Source organism: Mesorhizobium sp. 01N446 (genome assembly GCF_056399285.1).
Genome location: NZ_JBFTRA010000003.1, coordinates 302,615 through 320,114, shown reverse-complemented (window position 1 = coordinate 320,114; position 17,500 = coordinate 302,615). Strand labels below are relative to the sequence as shown.

At 65.6% G+C, this 17,500-nt stretch carries 16 protein-coding genes; 10 read left to right on the top strand and 6 right to left on the bottom strand.

Features of this window, described 5'->3' with window-relative positions; translation table 11 throughout:
• Positions 1-5: 5 nt before the first annotated feature.
• Genes AC1DPX_RS15770 through AC1DPX_RS15740 form a run of 7 tightly spaced genes read left to right on the top strand, consistent with a single transcriptional unit; the run spans position 6 to position 6,197 of the window.
• On the top strand, positions 6-848 hold the full coding sequence (locus tag AC1DPX_RS15770) for a carbohydrate ABC transporter permease (RefSeq protein ID WP_202355489.1): 843 nt from the start codon (positions 6-8) through the stop codon (positions 846-848).
• 53 nt (positions 849-901) lie between these two features.
• Positions 902-1,723, top strand: coding sequence for a sugar phosphate isomerase/epimerase family protein (locus tag AC1DPX_RS15765; RefSeq protein ID WP_477237915.1), 822 nt, complete (start codon positions 902-904; stop codon positions 1,721-1,723).
• Between the two features lie 11 nt (positions 1,724-1,734).
• On the top strand, positions 1,735-2,811 hold the full coding sequence (locus tag AC1DPX_RS15760) for a Gfo/Idh/MocA family protein (protein WP_477237913.1): 1,077 nt from the start codon (positions 1,735-1,737) through the stop codon (positions 2,809-2,811).
• Entirely contained in the window at positions 2,811-3,629 is an 819-nt protein-coding gene (locus AC1DPX_RS15755) for a sugar phosphate isomerase/epimerase family protein (protein ID WP_477237911.1), read from the top strand. The genes AC1DPX_RS15760 and AC1DPX_RS15755 overlap by 1 nt, the downstream gene beginning before the upstream one ends.
• Complete coding sequence (locus tag AC1DPX_RS15750) at positions 3,629-4,462, top strand: alpha/beta fold hydrolase (RefSeq protein ID WP_477237909.1); 834 nt, start codon at positions 3,629-3,631, stop codon at positions 4,460-4,462. The genes AC1DPX_RS15755 and AC1DPX_RS15750 overlap by 1 nt, the downstream gene beginning before the upstream one ends.
• Entirely contained in the window at positions 4,459-5,181 is a 723-nt protein-coding gene (locus AC1DPX_RS15745; RefSeq protein ID WP_477237907.1) for a ribulose-phosphate 3-epimerase, read from the top strand. Before AC1DPX_RS15750 ends, AC1DPX_RS15745 begins: the two co-directional genes overlap by 4 nt.
• Positions 5,178-6,197 (top strand): ROK family protein, encoded by a 1,020-nt coding sequence (locus tag AC1DPX_RS15740; RefSeq protein ID WP_202355483.1) that lies wholly within the window; start codon positions 5,178-5,180, stop codon positions 6,195-6,197. Before AC1DPX_RS15745 ends, AC1DPX_RS15740 begins: the two co-directional genes overlap by 4 nt.
• A gap of 65 nt (positions 6,198-6,262) precedes the next feature.
• On the opposite strand, the gene AC1DPX_RS15735 is transcribed toward AC1DPX_RS15740, so the two are convergent.
• Entirely contained in the window at positions 6,263-7,591 is a 1,329-nt protein-coding gene (locus AC1DPX_RS15735; protein ID WP_477237905.1) for a dicarboxylate/amino acid:cation symporter, read from the bottom strand.
• A 299-nt stretch (positions 7,592-7,890) separates the two neighbouring features.
• Here AC1DPX_RS15735 and AC1DPX_RS15730 point away from each other — a divergent pair, with 299 nt between their 5' ends.
• The 3 genes from AC1DPX_RS15730 to AC1DPX_RS15720 all read left to right on the top strand — a co-directional run bounded on the left by AC1DPX_RS15730 (position 7,891) and on the right by AC1DPX_RS15720 (position 11,586).
• Positions 7,891-9,711 carry a sensor histidine kinase gene (locus AC1DPX_RS15730; RefSeq protein WP_477237903.1) on the top strand — a complete coding sequence of 607 codons (1,821 nt, stop codon included), beginning with the start codon at positions 7,891-7,893 and terminating at the stop codon, positions 9,709-9,711.
• Positions 9,708-11,096, top strand: coding sequence for a sigma-54-dependent transcriptional regulator (locus AC1DPX_RS15725; RefSeq protein WP_477237901.1), 1,389 nt, complete (start codon positions 9,708-9,710; stop codon positions 11,094-11,096). The genes AC1DPX_RS15730 and AC1DPX_RS15725 overlap by 4 nt, the downstream gene beginning before the upstream one ends.
• A gap of 67 nt (positions 11,097-11,163) precedes the next feature.
• Complete coding sequence (locus AC1DPX_RS15720; protein WP_477237899.1) at positions 11,164-11,586, top strand: GNAT family N-acetyltransferase; 423 nt, start codon at positions 11,164-11,166, stop codon at positions 11,584-11,586.
• Here the strand turns inward: AC1DPX_RS15720 and AC1DPX_RS15715 are convergent.
• The 5 genes from AC1DPX_RS15715 to AC1DPX_RS15695 form a co-directional block, all read right to left on the bottom strand.
• The gene (locus tag AC1DPX_RS15715) at positions 11,583-12,698 is read right to left on the bottom strand and encodes an anhydro-N-acetylmuramic acid kinase (RefSeq protein ID WP_477237897.1); all 1,116 of its coding nucleotides are present in this window, start codon (positions 12,696-12,698) and stop codon (positions 11,583-11,585) included. The two genes, AC1DPX_RS15720 and AC1DPX_RS15715, sit on opposite strands and share 4 nt — an antisense overlap.
• 10 nt (positions 12,699-12,708) lie before the next feature.
• Entirely contained in the window at positions 12,709-13,713 is a 1,005-nt protein-coding gene (locus AC1DPX_RS15710; protein ID WP_477237895.1) for a serine hydrolase domain-containing protein, read from the bottom strand.
• A gap of 220 nt (positions 13,714-13,933) precedes the next feature.
• Complete coding sequence (locus AC1DPX_RS15705) at positions 13,934-15,682, bottom strand: ABC transporter ATP-binding protein (protein WP_477237893.1); 1,749 nt, start codon at positions 15,680-15,682, stop codon at positions 13,934-13,936.
• The gene (locus AC1DPX_RS15700) at positions 15,679-16,518 is read right to left on the bottom strand and encodes an ABC transporter permease (RefSeq protein ID WP_477237891.1); all 840 of its coding nucleotides are present in this window, start codon (positions 16,516-16,518) and stop codon (positions 15,679-15,681) included. Before AC1DPX_RS15700 ends, AC1DPX_RS15705 begins: the two co-directional genes overlap by 4 nt.
• On the bottom strand, positions 16,518-17,477 hold the full coding sequence (locus AC1DPX_RS15695) for an ABC transporter permease (protein ID WP_477237889.1): 960 nt from the start codon (positions 17,475-17,477) through the stop codon (positions 16,518-16,520). Before AC1DPX_RS15695 ends, AC1DPX_RS15700 begins: the two co-directional genes overlap by 1 nt.
• Positions 17,478-17,500: the final 23 nt, after the last annotated feature.

The following is a 17,500-nucleotide window of genomic DNA, read 5'->3' as shown; positions in this document are numbered from 1 at the left end:
TCACCATGAGGAAAAGGCATACGCCGAAAGACAGGCTGATCACCGTCGCGCTCCATGTGGCGCTTGCCGCGGGGCTGTTCTTCGCGGCATTCCCGATCTACTGGATGCTGAGCAGTTCGTTCAAATCGAATACCGAAATCTTTGCCCTGCCACCAACCATCCTGCCAAAGGCTTTCACGCTGGAAGCCTATGCAGCCATCCTTGGCGACCCGGTAAAGCTGCGCTTCTTCTTCAACAGCTATTTCGTGGCGGGAGCGGTGACCGTGCTGACGGTGCTGATCGCCTTGCTGGCGGCCTACGGGTTCAGCCGCTTCAATTTCCGCGGCAAGGGCAGCCTGAACACACTCATCATCAGCACGCAGACAATTCCGCCGATCACACTTTTGATCCCCTTCTTCGGGCTGGTTGTCTCATACGGCATCTTCGATACCTACGTCGCACTGATCCTGACATACCTGGTGTTTACACTGCCGTATGCGATCCTGCTGATGACGGGATATCTGAACACCTTGCCCCGCGATCTCGATGAAGCCGTGGCTGTCGATGGCGGCACCAGTTGGACAGCGCTCTGGCGGGTGATCGTCCCGATCTCTCTGCCCGGCATCGTGGCGACGTCGGTCTACACCTTCCTGCTGTGCTGGAACGAGTTCCTCTTCGCACTCACGCTGACGAAGTCGACCTCGATGCGCACCGTCCCGATCGGCATCCAGCTGTTGATGGGGCAGCACGCCTTCGAATGGAACCAGATGATGGCGATGAGCGTGCTCGGCTCGCTGCCGCTTTTGCTCATCTACCTCGTTGCCCAGAGGTACTTCCTCGCCGGCATGACCGCAGGCTCGGTCAAGTAGTATGTCCATCCCACGGCGGCACCAAGTGATAAGCGGTATCAAGGAATGAAAGGATGAACGTGAAAGACCTCAAAGTCGGCTGCCAGACCTTCACCTGGGAAATGCTGGGAGACCGGTTCACCGGCGGCCCCGACGATCTGCTGAAGGCGATCGGCGATGGCGGCTATGCCGGCATCGAGATCACCGACACGATGATCGGCCGCTACGCCGACAAACCCACCGAGTTCGCCACCGCGCTGAAATCGTCAGGCCTGACGCTCGTCTCCTTCGCCTTCGGCTCGAAAAGCGGCTTCACGCTGAAGGATCAGATCGGCGCCGACCTCAAGGCGGCGCAGCGCTGGATCGATTTCGCTTCCGCCTTTCCCGGCGCGCTGGTGTCGATGGGGTCGGCAACCGTGGTGTCCGACGGGCCCCGCGGCGACAAGTTCGCCATTGCCGCCGAGGTTTACAACAAGGCAGGCGAGCTCGGCCGCAAGGCCGGCGTCCAGGTCGCGGTGCATCCGAGTTCGCATCACAACACGCTGCTGTTCGACCGCGCCGACTACGACAGGATCTTTGCCTTGCTGGACCCCGATCTGGTCGGCTGGGTGCCGGACACCGGACACATATTGCGCGGCCACAAGGACATGGCCGACACGCTGCGCACCTATCGCGACCGCATCCGCTATATCCATCTGAAGGACGTCGACGCCAACGGCACCTGGGCGATGCTGGGCGAGGGGGTCTGCGACACTCCGGCGGTTATCGAGATCGCAAACACCGCGCCGCGCTTCAATGGCTGGCTGGTGTTGGAAGAGGAATCCGAAACGGCCGCCGCCGATCCCGCCGGCGCGGTGAAAACCAACCGCCAGACAATGCGCAGCTACGGCGCCTGAAGAACGAGACGATGATCAAGAAACAAGACAGACGCCTGAGAGTCGGTGTGCTCGGCTGCGGCCCGATCGCGCAGTTCGCGCATCTGGAATCCTGCGCCAAATCAGGCAATGCCGATCTCTACGCCATCTGCGACGCGGCGCCCGATCTGCTCGCCCGCATGGGCGCCACCTACGAGCCGCAGAAAATGTATGCCGACTATGACGCCATGCTCGCCGATCCCGATCTGGAGGCGGTGATCGTCGCGACGTCGGACGCCTATCACGTGCCGATGTCGATCAAGGCGCTCGATGCCGGCAAGCATGTGCTCTGCGAAAAGCCGATCGGCACTTCGGTGGAGGAGGGCGAGGCACTGGCCGCGGCGGTGAAGCGTTCGGGCAAGGTGCTGCAGGTCGGCCACATGAAGCGCTTCGATCCGGCGCTGGAGGCAGCCCGCGACTTCGTCCGCGACGAGATGGGCGAGGTGCTGGCGCTGAAGGCCTGGTACTGCGATTCCACGCACCGCTACACCAACACCGATGCCGTGCAGCCGCTGCCCGTCACCAGCAAGCTGGCGAGGAAACCTTCGGGCAATCCGAAGGCGGATCTCAGGCAATATTTCATGCTGGCGCACGGCTCGCATCTCGTCGACACCGCGCGTTTCCTCTGCGGCGAAATAACCGCCGTGCGCGCGCGTCTCAACGAGCGCTTCGGCGCCTATTGCTGGTTCGTCGAAACCGAATTCGCCAGCGGCGCGCTCGGCCATCTCGATCTGACGGTGGCCGTGCGTATGGACTGGCACGAAGGGTTTCAGCTCTATGGCGAGAACGGCTCGGTCATCGCCAAGACCTTCAACCCTTGGTACTTCCGCGCCAGCGAAGTCGATATTTTTCATGAAAAGGACGCGACCTCGCGCAAGCCGCTTGGCGCCGACGGCCATTTCTTCCGCCGTCAGCTGGAAGGCCTTGCCGACACGGTGCTGAACGGCACGCCGATGCGCGGCGCCAATGTCGAGGACGGCATCGCCTCGATCCGCGCCATGGTGGCGATTGCCCGCTCGGTCGAGACCGGCGAGCGGGTCGAACTCGCGTCGGTTTCGGGTGCGGTCTGATGCGCCTCGGCATCTTCGCCAAGACATTTGCGGGCGCCGACCCCGCCGCCGTGCTGGCCGCGGTGAGGCAGGCCGGATATGAGACGACGCAGTTCAATCTCGCTTGCGCCGGCCTGCCGTCGATGCCAGATGCCGTGCCTGCAGATGCCATCGCTTCCATCCGCGCTGCCGCGCAGTCATCGGGCGTCTCGCTTGCAGCCCTCTCGGGCACCTACAACATGGCGCATCCGGACAAGACCGCGCGCGACGATGGCCTGCGGCGCCTTGGCGTCGTAATCGAGACGGCGGCATCCCTCGGCATCCCGCTGGTCACGCTCTGCACCGGCTCGCGCAACATCGCCGATCAATGGGCCTATCATCCCGAAAATGCCACGCCTTCCGCCTGGTGTGACATGGCCGCCGAAATGGGCAAGGCGCTGGCGCTGGCCGAACATGCCGGCGTCGACCTCGGCATCGAGCCCGAGCAAGCCAACATCGTCACCTCGGCCAGGGATGCGACACGCCTGATCGCCGACATGCGCTCGAAGCGACTGAAGATCGTGCTCGATCCGGCGAACCTGTTCGAACACGCAACGTCGCACGAAGCGCGCGCCATCGTCACCGCCGCGATCGACGAGGCCGCAGGCCACATCGCCATGGCACACGCCAAGGACCGGTATGGCAACGGCCGCTTCGCCGCCGCGGGACAAGGCATCGTCGATTTCCCGGATTTCGTCGCGCGGCTGAAAGCCGTGGGCTTCGACGGTGCGCTCGTCACCCATGGGCTGTCGGCCGAAGAGGCGCCCGATGTCGCCGCTTTCCTGCAGGGACTGCTCTGATGAGCGCCGCGCCAGCGATCCTGCTGCGCGACGATGCCGCCCTTCATGTCTTCGACACGGGGCAGGGCAGGCTTCCCGTCGTCTTCCAGCATGGTCTCGGCGGCGATGCCGCCCAGGTGGCGCAGAATTTTCCTGACAGTCCGTCATATCGCCGGCTGACCGTCGAATGCCGCGCGCAGGGCGGCTCAGGCGCGGGCGGCAAGCGTCCGTTCTCGATCGCCATGTTCGCCGACGATGTGCTGGCCACCGCCGATGCGGCCGGCCTCGACCGTTTCGTCGCCGGCGGCGTTTCGATGGGCGCGGCCATCGCATTGCGGCTTGCCGCCCGCCACCCGGACCGCGTGCTTGGTTTGGCGCTGGTGCGTCCCGCCTGGGCCTTCGATGCGGCGCCGCAGAACATGCGCCCTTACACGGAGGTGGCCGATCTCATCCGCCGGCTGCCATTGGCTGAGGCCCGCGATGCCTTTGCGTCCTCTGCGACATCGGCCCGTTTTCGCGCTGAAGCGCCGGATAATCTTGCCTCGCTGCTCGGCTTTTTCGCGCGCGAGAACGCAGCCATCTTTGCCGAGGTCATGCAGGCGATCGCCAATGACGGGCCTGGCGTGACGCAGACCGAGGCTGCCAAGCTCGCAATCCCCGCGCTGGTCGTCGGCAGCGGCATCGATCTCGTCCACCCCCTGGCGATCGCCCGCGAACTCGCCGGGACCATCCCCAATGCGGCTTTCGCCGAGGTGACGCCGAAAGCCACCGACAAGGATCGCCATTTCGCTGAAATCCGCGCCGCCATCGGTGGCTTTCTCGACAGAAATTTCAACAACCAGGACCCATCATGACGTCAAAACCCCTGTCAGGCCCGGCCGCCATCGCTGCATTGCCGCGCGATCGCTTGATCGCCGAATTCTCGCTCTGGTCGGCCAATCTCGCCAATTTCGAGAGCGACCTCAGGCGTATCGAGCCCCATGTCGATCTGCATCATATCGATGTGGCGGATGGCCATTTCGCTCCGTCCTTCCTGTTCTTTCCCGATCTCGTCGCCCGCATCGCCGGGCTGACGGCCAAGCCCATCCATGTCCATCTGATGGTCGATGCCGGAATCGTCGAGGCGCAGACTCGCCAGTTCATAGAGGCCGGCGCCGACATGATCAGCGTCCATGCCGAGAACGGTGAAGCGGGGTTGCGCGCCGTGCGGCTGGCACGTGAACTCGGCGCCGAGGCCGGCGTGGTGCTGCGACTTGAGACGCCGGTCGAGGCGGTAAAACCTTTCGTCTCCGAGGTCGCCTTCGTCACGCTGCTGGGCACCGCGATCGGCGTCAAGGGCCAGGGCCTGTCGGAGAAAGCCTGCGACAGGCTGGGCGCGGCCCGCGCCATCCTACGGGAGGCCGGCCGCGAGCAGGCCGTCGTGCTTGCCGCCGACGGCGGCATCCGCCACGAGACCGTGCCGCTGCTGCGTGCCGCCGGCGCCGAAACCGTGGTTCTGGGTTCGCTCGCCTTCGGCGACAAGGATCTCGCCGGCCGCATCGGCTGGCTGCATGGGCTGAAGGTCGCGGCATGAGCACGGAAGCCGCCCTCGCGATCGATCTTGGCGGCACCGAGCTTCGTGCCGCGCTGGTCGACCGCGACGGCAAGATCCTGGCCTTCGCCGCCGTGCCGACACAGGCGCAGGCCGGACCCGACGTGGTGATCGGCCAGATCGAGGCGCTGGCCGCGACCGTTCATGCCGAGGCGCCGGGCCTCGCCATTGTCGGCGTCGGCGTCGGCGCGCCAGGCCCGCTCGATCCGTTGGCCGGCATCGCCGTCGGACCGCCGACGCTGGCCGGCTGGCAGGACGTGCCGTTGGCCGACATTCTCGAGCGCCGGCTCGGCCTGCCGGTGCGGCTGGAGAACGACGCCAATGCGGCCGCACTTGGCGAGTGGCGCTTTGGTGCCGGCCATGGCGCTCGCTCGCTGGTCTTCGTCACGGTTTCCACTGGTATTGGCGGCGGTGTCGTTGCCGATGGACGCATCCTGCATGGCCGCCGCGGCCTCGCCGCCGAGATCGGCCATATGACCATCACCAACGAAGGCGAGCGTTGCGTATGCGGCGTCGTCGGCTGCTTCGAGGCCATCGCCTCGGGAACCGCGCTTGGCCGCCGCGCCAATGCTGCGACGTCAGCCTTCGACGGCTCGACACTGCGCCGCCTCTCGGCCAACGCCGAGGTCACCGGGCGCCACGTGGTTGAGGCAGCAAGGCTGCAGGACGACCTCGCCATGGCTCTGCTCGAGGAGGAGGCGCGCTGGCTGGGCGTCGGCTTCACCAATTTGCTGCATCTCTATTCGCCCGACGTGCTGGTCGTCGGCGGCGGCATCGCCAATGGTCTCGACCTGATGCATCCGGTCATCGAGGCGACCATCCGCCAGCGCGCCATGCGCGCCTATCGCGACGTGCCGGTCGTCCAGGCGCAGCTCGGCCGCCATGCCGGCCTGGTCGGCGCCGCCAGCCTTGTCCTGTTCGACGACGGCAGCCTGGCCGCCCGCATGCCTGTCGGTCCAAGCACGTTTCCGGAAGTGAGGCGGGACTTCAATGGCTGACACGCCATCATGAAAATGGCCGGAGGCAGCGATGCCTCCGGCCATTTGGTGTGCGGCTGCGCGACCTATTCGGCGGGAACGATGTCCGCCGGCAGGCTGTCGTCGGCCGTGCCCGCCAGGGCTCTCGCCAGCTTTGCCTCGTCGAGTTCGCCTTCCCAGCGCGCGACGACCAGCGTGGCGACGGCATTGCCGACGAAGTTGGTCAGCGCCCGGCATTCCGACATGAAGCGGTCGACGCCGAGGGTCAGTGCCATGCCGGCGACCGGCACCGAAGGCACCACCGAAAGCGTCGCGGCCAGCGTGATGAAGCCGGCGCCGGTGATGCCGGCGGCGCCCTTGGACGAAAGCATCGCCACCAGCAGCAGCAGGATCTGGTCGCCCATCGACAGGTGGATGTTCGTCGCCTGGGCGATGAACAGCGCGGCCAGCGTCATGTAGATGTTGGTGCCGTCGAGGTTGAAGGAATAGCCGGTCGGGATGACCAGACCGACCACCGAGCGCTTGGCGCCGGCCTTCTCCATCTTCTCCATCAGCGAGGGGAGCGCCGCTTCCGACGAGGAGGTGCCCAGCACCAGAAGCAGCTCTTCCTTGATGTAGCGTAGCAGCGCCAGGATGGAGAACCCATTGTAGCGGCAGACCGCGCCCAGCACGACGAACACGAACAGCAGCGACGTCGCGTAGAAGGTGCCGACCAGCATGGCGAGGTTGATGACCGAGCCGATGCCGTATTTGCCGATGGTGAAGGCCATGGCCCCGAACGCGCCTATGGGGGCGGCCTTCATCAGCACGCTGACCAGCTTGAACATCGGCGCCATCAGCGCCTGCAGGAAGTTGAACACCGGCGCGCCCTTGTCGCCGACCAGCGCCAGCGCGACGCCGAACAGCACCGAGAAGAACAGCACCTGCAAGATGTCGCCATCGGCGAAGGCGCCGACGATCGTGCCGGGGATGATGTTCATCAGGAAGCCGGTGACCGACTGGTCATGCGCCTTGGCGGCATAGGTGTTGACCGTCGAGGCATCGAGCGTTGCCGGGTCGATGTTGAAGCCGGCGCCTGGCTGCACGACATTGGCCACGACAAGGCCGATGATCAGCGCCAGCGTCGAGAAGGTGAGGAAGTAGAGCATCGCCTTGCCGGCGACGCGGCCGACCTTCTGCAGGTCGCTCATGCCGGCGATGCCGGTCGCCACCGTCAGGAAGATGACCGGGGCGATGATCATCTTGACCAGCTTGATGAAGGCGTCGCCGAGCGGCTTCATGCTTTCGCCGATCGACGGGTAGTAGTGGCCGAGCAGGATGCCGACGGTGATCGCCACCAGCACCTGCACGTAGAGTTGGGCATAGAGGGGCTTGCGCTGCGCGGCGGCCGCGCCTGATTGGTCTGCGATGTGCATCGAACTCTCCCTGGCCGGATGGACGGACTGCGTGACTTCTCCCATCGCGGCGCTCCGGTCGCCCGCCGCTGGAAAGAGTTTTGCAAGCGCTGTGCCAGTTCGGGGAAAGCCCGGAATCCGCGCATTTCGGCCATTCTGCCAGGGCCGGCGGTAAATGCCTGTGCGGATTTCCGCACAGGCAACGTTTGCCTGGGCGGAATTTCGCATTAGAGTGGCGGCGAGGCCGCGAGAAAAAAGGGAGAGGGCAGACGCCGCAAGCAAGCGCCGATAGCGGTCCCGCAGGGTTTGCCGATCGCGACTTGCTGCGCGAGGCGGCGGCGCGGCTGCGCGATGGCCGATGGCTTGTCGTTGTTATCGCGCTTGCGATCCTTGCGGGTGCGATCGCCATTGCCGGGCGCATCGCCTCAAGTCAGGCGGCCGACGATCTGCGCGACGCAGCGCTTGCCGCTTTGCCGCTGGCGGCGGGAACGCTCACCGGCGAAATCGAGAAGCAGCGCCTTGTGCCATTGGTGCTGGCCCGCGACGATGCCGTGCGCGGGGCGCTGCGGCGGGCCGGAAAAATGCAGGAAGCGGCCCTCAACGACAAGCTCAAGGCGATCGCTGGAGATGCCTCGGCGTCCGCCATCTATGTCATTGACACGGCAGGCATAGCCATATCGGCCAGCAATGCCGGAGAGCCGACGAGCTTTGTCGGCATCGACTATAATTTCCGCCACTATTTCAACGAGGCGATGGTGAAGGGTTCGGCCAGCCAATATGGCCTCGGCACGATCAGCGGCCGGCCGGGACTCTATCTTTCGAGCCGCGTCGACGACAACGGCAAGCCGCTGGGCGTCGCTGTGTTGAAGGTTGAGCTTGACGGCGTCGAGGCCAATTGGCGCTCCAGCGGCTTCCTCGTTTTCGTCACCGACGAACGCGGCGTGGTGCTGGCCACCAGTGAGCCCAAATGGCGGTTTCATGCGCTGGCGCCGCTCTCGGCTGAAGATGCCGCCGCTGCCCATGAGCAACTGCAATTGACCGACGCCGCCTTCGAACCCTTGCCGATACGGCGCGGCGCCGGCGACGGCCTGGCGACGATCGACAGCTCGGGAAAACCGCGCCAGTTCGTCGAGGTGGTGCAGGACCTGCCCGGTGCGGTCCCCGGCTGGCGCCTCTGGCTGCTGACGCCCGCCGACGCCGCCCTCTCGTCCGCCGCCAACACGGCGCGGCTGACGACGCTGCTCGGGCTGCTGCTGACCGGCCTGCTGGCCTACGTGTTCACCAGGCGGCGCCGCACCCGACGTCTGCGCCAGGAGGCGCTGGCGCGCATGAATGCCGAGCTGGAAAGCCGGGTCAGCACACGGACGGCGGAACTGACGCGTTCCAACGCCGCGCTTGCCGGTGAGATCGCCGAGCGCGAGAATGCCGAGGCCAAGGTCCGCCGGCTGCGCGACGATCTCGCCCAGGCCAACCGGCTCTCCATCCTCGGCCAGATCGCCGCCGGCGTGGCGCATGAGATCAACCAGCCGGTCGCCGCGATCCGCACCTATGCCGAAAATGCCGGCCGCTTCCTCGAAACCGGCAAGACCGAACCGGCAAGCGGCAATCTGACCTCGATCGTCTCGATGACCGAGCGCATCGGTGCCATCACCAATACGCTGCGAACCTTCGCGCGCCGGCCCGGTGTCGCCGCTTCGCCGCTGCCGGTGCGCGAGGCGATCGATGGCGCGCTGTCGCTGCTGTCCGGCCGCATCCGCGATTCCGGCGTCACCATCGTCAAGCCGCGCGGCACCGCCTCGCCGGTGGTGATGGCAAGCCGCATCCGGCTGGAGCAGATCCTCGTCAACCTGTTGCAGAACGCGCTGGACGCCATGAAGGACCAGCCCGATCCCCACATTGAGATCGACCTCGCGGAGCGCGACGACAGGGTGCTGATTTCGGTGCGCGACAACGGTCCCGGCCTCGGGCCGGAAGCGGCCGGCAATCTGTTCATGCCATTCCAGACCACCAAGGAGAAAGGGCTCGGCCTCGGGCTGGTGATCTCGCAGGAGATCGCCCAGGAATTGGGCGGCACCTTGCGGCTCGACCCCGACAGCGCCAAGGGCGCGTCCTTCACTATCGATTTGAGGCGAATTGAATGAATGAGGGATCAGGGCGGGTCGCGCTTGTTGACGACGACGCCGACCTGCTGCACGCCACCACGCAATTGCTCGAGCTTGCTGGCTTCACCGTGGTCGCGCGCGACGCCGCCGAGGCAGTACTTGCCGTCGTCGACAGGGATTTCGACGGCGTGGTCGTCAGCGACATCCGCATGCCCGGCATGAACGGGCTGCAGCTGTTCGACCGCATCAAGGCGATCGACGCCGACATACCGGTGATCCTGGTCACCGGACATGGCGATGTCGATCTTGCTGTGGCCGCGCTGAAGGACGGCGTCTACGATTTCATTCCAAAACCCTATGCCGGTGACCGCCTTGTCGAGGCGCTCAAACGGGCGAGCGAGAAACGGCGGCTGGTCATGGAGAACCGGCGGCTGCGCGAAGCCGCGGCACTGGCCGCCGACGGCCTGCCGCTGATCGGCGAGGCGCCTGCCATCCGCCGCCTGCGCGAGACCTTGCGGCAGATCGCCGACATGGATGTCGACGTGCTGGTGGAAGGCGAGACCGGAACCGGCAAGGAAGTGGTGGCCGATCTCCTGCATCGATGGGGCCGGCGCCGGGCCAAGCCCTTCGTGGCGCTGAACTGCGGCGCTCTGCCGGAAACCGTCATCGAGAGCGAGCTGTTCGGCCACGAGGCCGGCGCGTTCACCGGTGCGCAGCGGCGGCGGATCGGCCGCGTCGAGCATTCCAGTGGCGGCACGCTGTTCCTCGATGAGATCGAATCCATGCCGCCGGCCCTGCAGGTCAAGCTGCTGCGGGTGCTGGAGACACGCAGCCTCACGCCGCTTGGCTCGAACGAGATCCGGCGCATCGATTTGCGGGTCGTGGCGGCAACCAAGGTCGATCTCGGCCGGCCGGACCAGCGCGGCGATTTCCGCGAGGATCTGTATTTCCGCCTCAACGTGGTGACGTTGCGCATTCCGCCGCTGCGCGAGCGGCGCGGCGACATCCCGATGCTGTTCGGGCATTTCCTCGGCAAGGCGGCGGAACGCTTCGGCCGGCCCGTGGCCAAGGTGAATGCCGCGGTCAGCGACCATCTCCAGTCGCATGCCTGGCCGGGCAATGTGCGCGAGCTCGCGCATTTCGCCGATCGCGTCGCACTCGGCCTCGGCCCGGACGACGAGACGAAGGCGGTTTCCCCGCCATCATCGGACCCAGCGGCCGCCTCGCTGCCCGAACGCGTCGGCCATTACGAGGCACAGCTCATCCGCGATGCGCTGCGCGAGCATGGCGGCGATGTGCGCGGCGCCATCGACGCGCTCGGCGTGCCGCGCAAGACGTTTTACGACAAGCTCAAGCGCTACGGCATTGCCGCATCCGAATTCCGCAACGGCGGCGATCCGCACCCTGTTCGCGAGCAGACATAGACATTGCGCCAGGGCGTTGCGCTTCGTAACGCTTCATCCCATCCAGCCGAGCATTCCGGAAAGAGCCATGCACACGACCCTCGAAACGACGGCCAACCCCTTGCCTGATGAACTCGCCTTTCTCGCCGAACGGCTGACGGCATTCAACGACGGCGATGTCGGTGCGTCCGAAAGAAAGGCCTTGGCTGTGTTCGTACGCGACGAGAACGGTGCGGTCGCTGCAGGGATTTCGGGCTACACCGCCTGGGGCTGGCTCTACGTGCAATGGCTGTGGGTCGATGAAGGGCTGCGCGGCCAGCACATGGCAGGCAAGATGCTGGACGCGGCCGAGCAGGAAGCGATGGCGCGCGGCTGCAACAACGCCTGGATCGACACCTTCAATCCAAACGCCGCCAAGGTCTACCAGCGCCAGGGCTATCAGCCCTTCGGCACGCTGGCCGATTTCCCCGTCGGCCGCAGCCGCATCTTCCTGCAGAAGAGGCTGGCCTAACCCGCCAGCTTTCCGCCGCGCATCGGCTGCGGCGCGCCGGTGGTGCTTGGAAAACTGATCGGCAGGCCGCGCAGGACGCGCACGGCGAGGAAGGCGAAACACTCGGCCTCCACCGCATCGCCGCTCCAGCCGAGGCTTTCGGCTTGCACCACCTCGACACCGGCGCGGCTGGCCAGCATGGCCATCATCGTCGGGTTGTGACGACCGCCGCCGCTGACAACCAATTTCTTCGGCCGGTGCGGCAAGAGGTCGAGCGCCTTGCCGACGGCGCCGGCGGTGAAGGCGGTGAGCAGGGCGGCACCATTCTCGGCGTTGAGGCCGTCAGCCATGGCTGCGCCGAAGTCGAAACGGTCCAGCGACTTGGGGTAGGGCTTGCTGAGATAAGGATGCTGCAACAGCTTGGCGAGCCTTGCCTCGTCGACCGTTCCGGCACGGCCAAGCGCGCCGTCGCGGTCCATGTCGCCGAGGCCCTTCGACTTGATGAAATCGTTGAGCGGCGCGTTGGCCGGGCCGGTGTCGAAGGCAACGACATTGTCGGCGCCGTCCCACCAGGTGACGTTGGCGACACCGCCAAGATTGAGCACGGCCACTTCGCCACTGGCGCCAGCACTGCGCATCAGCGCGGTGTGATAGGCGGCGGCCAGGGGCGCGCCTTGCCCGCCGGCGCGCATGTCGGCCGAGCGGAAATCATAGGCGACCTTGGTGCCCAGTATGCTGTGCATCAGCTCGCCGTCGCCCAATTGCCGCGTCTGGCCGAGCCGTCCGACCTGCGGCGCGCGATGCAGCACCGTCTGGCCGTGAAAGCCGACGACGCCGATATCGGCCATCGTCATGCCATAGCCTTCGACGAGTTCCTTGACCGCCGCCGACTGGGCGCGCGTCAGCGCCTCCTCGGCCTTGCGGAAGATCGCCGGTTCCGGCCCGACAAAATTCCAGGCTCTCGCCGCCGTCAGCGTCTCTTCCAGCAGCGAGCGGATCGATTGGGGATAGGGCATCAGCCGGTAGGTGCCGAAATCGTCGATGCGCTCGCCATCGGTCTTGATCAGCGCGACGTCGATATTGCCGTCCAGCACGGTGCCGGTCATCAGGCCAACGGCCCAGATTGGTTCCATCATGTAGCTCCTAAAGTCCATTGACGAGATCGCCGACCGCTTGCCGAAGCTGAACGATTCCGCTGTCGAAATGACGTGTCGGATGGATCCGGTTGGTGAGCAAGGTCCAGGCCTGGCCCCTGTCGAAGTCGATCCACAGGCCGGTGCCGGTAAAGCCGGTATGGCCGATGGTTGCGGGGCTGCACCGTGCGCCGCCGGACCAGCCCTCGTATGGCCGTTCCCAGCCATGGGTGCGGGTGGCGGACAAGGGGGCGCGCATGAGAGCGATCGACCGTTCGGAAGCACCGCTGCCGTCCAGAAGCCCCTGCGCGAAATCCAGCACCGAAGCGGCTGTCCCGAACAGACCGGCATGACCGGCGCCGTGCAGTGCCGAGCAATTGTCGTCATGGACCTCGCCGGAGAGCACGCGATGACGCCAGGTGCAGTCCTCGGTCGCCGCGGCGGCATCCGGCTCCGTGGACCAGGCAAATCCGGGGCCGGGATCCTTGTCGCGGATGGTCTTGCCCGACAGCCGCTCGAGCGCAAAGCCGAGCAGGATGAAATTGATGTCGGAGTAGACCGGCTCCCGCGCTCGCCATTCGCGCTGCAGGATGAAGGCGCGCAGCAGGTCGGGGTCACGGCCGTAAGAGTAGATTGGTTCGACGGCGGGGAAGGGCGTTTGGTGGCCGAGGCACTGGCGGAACGTCACCTTCCGCTCCCAGGCCTGTTGATCGTACTGGCGAAGGTCCGGCAGCACCGAGATCAGCGGCGCGTCGAGATCGATGATTCCGTCCTCCGCCAGCGCCAGGATGCGCGGCGTGGTGAAGATGATTTTGGTCAGCGACGCCAGGTCGAACCAGGTTTCGGCGGTCATCGGGCGCTGCTCCGGCACGAGTTGCGCCGAGCCGATTGCCTTGATGAAGCGCTGGCCACTGCTGTCGACAATGCCGAGCACGCCGCCGGGAATGCGCTTGGTGGATACAGCGGCTTCGAGCGGTTGGAACGCTCGGTCGAAGAGCGGGGCGAGGTTGGTCAAGGGCAGCCTCCACTCGAAAATTGGCGCTTGGCGCCCACCTCTGCCCTGCCGGCCATCTCCCCCACGAGGGGGGAGATTGGATGCCGCCGCCGCTTTCGCCAACCTTCTGCGTTAGAAGGCGGGCGGAAGGTCAAAGCTGCCGATCTCCCCCCTCGTGGGGGAGATGCCCGGCAGGGCAGAGGTGGGCGCTGTCCCGCCAACCTCGGATATCCCAGGGCCATCACCCTTCCACCCTCACCATATGATCCCCGCCAAACTGCTCCCACCGCGCCGGCGCCGGCTCGAACCCCTGCGGGCGCACAAGCGAGGGCACCTGGCGTGTGTCGATCTCGAAATGCTCGCGCCGACGGTCGATGGTCGGAACCGCGGCGATCAGTTTCTTCGTATAGGAATGCTTCGGTTTCGACAGCACCGAGGCCGCGTCGCCGATTTCGACGATCTGGCCGGCATAGATGACGGCGATGCGATGCGCGATCCGCTCGACCACCGCCATGTCGTGCGAGATGAAGAGATAGGCCAGCCCGAATTCGCGCTGCAGGTCGACCAGCAGCTCCAGCACCTTGGCCTGCACCGAAACGTCGAGCGCCGACACCGCCTCATCGAGCACGACCACGGAAGGGTTGAGCATTAGCGCGCGGGCAATGCACAGCCTTTGCCGCTGGCCGCCGGAAAATTCATGCGGATAGCGCTCCAGGCTATTGCTGGGCAGGCCGACGCGTTCCAGCAGGCTCGCCATCCTGGCGCGTGTTTCTGCATTCACCCGGCCGCCGTTGGCGATCACCGGCTCGGCCAGGATGCTCTCGATGGTCAGCCTGGGATTGAGCGAGGCATAGGGGTTCTGGAACACCATCTGCACGGGCTTGGCGCTGCGCTCGGTGGAAGCCTTTCGAGCGCCGACCGAGAAGCTGCCGCGTGTCGAGCGCACCAACCCGAGAACCGCCTTCGCGGTGGTCGATTTGCCAGAACCGCTCTCACCGACGATGGCCAAGGTCTCGCCCGGCATCAGGTCGAAATCGACGCCATCGACGGCATGCACCGCGCCGGTGGCGCGGCTGAAGAAATTGCTCTTGAGAGGAAAGCGCACCACCAGTCCGTCGACTTTCAAGGCCGGCTCTTTGCTTTCCCCCTTGTCGCGCTGGCCGTCCACACGCGCCGCGCTTCCCCTGGCGAAATGCGGCACGGCGTGCAGCAAATGCTGCGTGTAGGGGTGCTGCGGCCTGTCGAGGATCTGGTTCAGTTCGCCTTGCTCCACGGCCTGGCCGTTCTGCATCACCATCACCTTGTCGGCGATGCCGGCAACCAGGCCGATATCGTGGGTGATGAAGATCATTGACATGCCGGTCTCGCGCTTCAATTCCGCCAGCAGCGCCATGATCTGCGCCTGCACAGTGACGTCGAGCGCCGTCGTCGGTTCGTCGGCGATGAGCAGGCGTGGGTTGCAGGCCAGCGCAATGGCGATCATCACCCGTTGCAGCATGCCGCCCGACAATTGGTTGGGTGTGTATTTCAGCCGCCGCGCGGCATCGGGAATACGCACGCGGTCGAGCGCGTCCCTGGCTGCCGCCGTGGCCTGCCTGCCGGTCAGGCCGCGATGCAGCCGGAAGGATTCCTCGATCTGCGAACCGATGGTCAGCACCGGATTGAGCGAGGTCATCGGCTCCTGGAAGATCATGCCGATTTCGGCGCCGCGAATGCCGCGCAGCTGAGGTTCGGTGGCGCCCATCAGGTCGAAGATGGTCCCATCGGCCCGTTTCAACCGCATCGAACCGCCGGTGATGCGGCCGCCGCCGAAATCGATGAGGCGGTTGATCGACAGCGCGGTCACGGATTTGCCCGAGCCGCTTTCGCCGACAATGGCCAGTGTTTCGCCATCGGCGAGATCGAAGCTGACGCCGCGCACCACCTCATTGGCTTGAGGGTTGCGGCCGAAGCCTACGCGCAGATCTTGCACGGACAGCAGGGGGCTCATGCCGGCGCCCTCCGCATCCTGGGGTCGAGGATATCGCGCAACGCGTCCCCCAGCAGGTTGAAGCCGAGGATGCTGATCATGATGGTCAGGCCCGGAAAGATCATCAGCCAGGGCGCGGTTTCCATCAAATTGCGGCTGTCACTCAGCATCAAGCCGAGCGAGGCGGCGGGCGGCTGCGTTCCGAGGCCGAGGAAGCTGAGGCCAGCTTCCGTCAGCAGCGCCCAGGCCAGCGCCAGCGTCACCTGCACGGTCAGCGGCGCCACCAGATTGAGCAGCAAATGGCGCGTGACGATATAGCTTGAGCTGCTGCCGAAGGTGCGCGCTGCATCGACGAATTCGCGGGCCTTCAGTGAAAGGGCAGGGCCGCGCACCACCCGCGTGAAGATCGGCGTGTAGACGATGCCGATGGCGATAACGCTGGTCCATTTGCCCGGCCCGGCGACGGTGACGATGAGTAGCGCCAGAAGGATCGCGGGGAAGGCCAGCAGAACATCCATGATGCGCATCACCACGCCGTCCCAGCGGCGTCCGAGCCAGGCCGCCGCCAGCCCGAGCACGGTACCGGCAAGGGTGGCGAAGGCGACCGAGAAGAAGGCGACCGTGAAGGATTGCCCAATCCCCGCCATCAGCCGGCTGGCCACGTCGCGGCCGAACAGATCGGTGCCCATCCAGTAGGCGCCGTTGGGCGCGTGCAGCCGGTCGACGCGGAACTGCGTGATCGGGTTGTGCGGCGTCAGCCCGACCAGGCCGAGGATGGCGATCACGAGATAGACTCCGACGATGACGCCGCCGATGCGGCCGCTGCCATGTCCGAAGATGGCGCGCAGGATGCGCATCACTGCTCCCCCAGCCGAATGCGCGGATCGAGCGCGACATAGGCGAGGTCGACCAGGAGATTGACGATCATGAAGTTGAAGGCGATGAACAGCACGGCGCCCTGCACCAGCGCGTAGTCGCGCTGCAGGATGGCGTCCAACACCATGCGTCCGAGGCCGGGCAAGGCATAGATCTGCTCGACGATGACGGCGCCGCCCAGGAGATAGCCGAACTCGATGCCGCTCAGCGTCACCACCGGGATCAGCGCGTTGGGCAAGGCATGCCGCCAGATGACGCTGCGCGCCGACGCGCCCTTGCTGCGCGCGGTGCGTACATAATCGTCGCTCAAAACGTCGAGCATGGCCGAGCGCGATATGCGCGTGACCGAGGCGGCGAAGGCAAAGCCGAGCGTGATGGCGGGCAGGATCAACTGGCTGAGATTGCGCAAGGGATCCTGCCAGAGCGGGGCGAATTCACCCATCGCCGGCAGCACGCCGAAGCCGGCCGACAGCGTGTAGATGATCAACAGGCCGAGCACGAAGCTCGGCGTCGATTGGCCGATCATGGCGACGATGCGCACGACGAGATCGGACGGTTTTTCGTTGTGCGTGGCGGCATAGATGCCGGCCGGCATGCCGACCGCAAGCGCGATGATCATCGACAGCAGAGCCAGCTCGAGCGTCAGCGGGAAACGTTCGAGAATGACGTCGAGCACCGGCCTGCCATAGGTAACCGAGATACCGAAATTGCCGTGCAGGATGCCGCCGATCCAGCGCCAGTACTGGACGAACCAGGGCTGGTCGATGCCGAAATAGGCGGCGAGCGAATCCCGCTGTGCCGGCGTCAGCAGGCCGGCCTCGGTGCCGAGCATTGCCGTGATCGAATCGCCCGGCACCATCCGGATCGCGACGAAGACCAGGATGGATACGCCAAGCAGGACGAGAGGAAACGTCGCCAGTCGTCGCATCAGATAGTTCACGCGAAGAAGTCCTCTCGCCCAAT

Coding starts and splice junctions, on each gene's coding strand:
- AC1DPX_RS15770 (WP_202355489.1), top strand. CDS start 6: ATGAGGAAAAGGCATACGCCGAAAGACAGGCTGATCACCGTCGCGCTC.
- AC1DPX_RS15765 (WP_477237915.1), top strand. CDS start 902: ATGAACGTGAAAGACCTCAAAGTCGGCTGCCAGACCTTCACCTGGGAA.
- AC1DPX_RS15760 (WP_477237913.1), top strand. CDS start 1,735: ATGATCAAGAAACAAGACAGACGCCTGAGAGTCGGTGTGCTCGGCTGC.
- AC1DPX_RS15755 (WP_477237911.1), top strand. CDS start 2,811: ATGCGCCTCGGCATCTTCGCCAAGACATTTGCGGGCGCCGACCCCGCC.
- AC1DPX_RS15750 (WP_477237909.1), top strand. CDS start 3,629: ATGAGCGCCGCGCCAGCGATCCTGCTGCGCGACGATGCCGCCCTTCAT.
- AC1DPX_RS15745 (WP_477237907.1), top strand. CDS start 4,459: ATGACGTCAAAACCCCTGTCAGGCCCGGCCGCCATCGCTGCATTGCCG.
- AC1DPX_RS15740 (WP_202355483.1), top strand. CDS start 5,178: ATGAGCACGGAAGCCGCCCTCGCGATCGATCTTGGCGGCACCGAGCTT.
- AC1DPX_RS15735 (WP_477237905.1), bottom strand. CDS start 7,591: ATGCACATCGCAGACCAATCAGGCGCGGCCGCCGCGCAGCGCAAGCCC.
- AC1DPX_RS15725 (WP_477237901.1), top strand. CDS start 9,708: ATGAATGAGGGATCAGGGCGGGTCGCGCTTGTTGACGACGACGCCGAC.
- AC1DPX_RS15720 (WP_477237899.1), top strand. CDS start 11,164: ATGCACACGACCCTCGAAACGACGGCCAACCCCTTGCCTGATGAACTC.
- AC1DPX_RS15715 (WP_477237897.1), bottom strand. CDS start 12,698: ATGGAACCAATCTGGGCCGTTGGCCTGATGACCGGCACCGTGCTGGAC.
- AC1DPX_RS15705 (WP_477237893.1), bottom strand. CDS start 15,682: ATGAGCCCCCTGCTGTCCGTGCAAGATCTGCGCGTAGGCTTCGGCCGC.
- AC1DPX_RS15700 (WP_477237891.1), bottom strand. CDS start 16,518: ATGCGCATCCTGCGCGCCATCTTCGGACATGGCAGCGGCCGCATCGGC.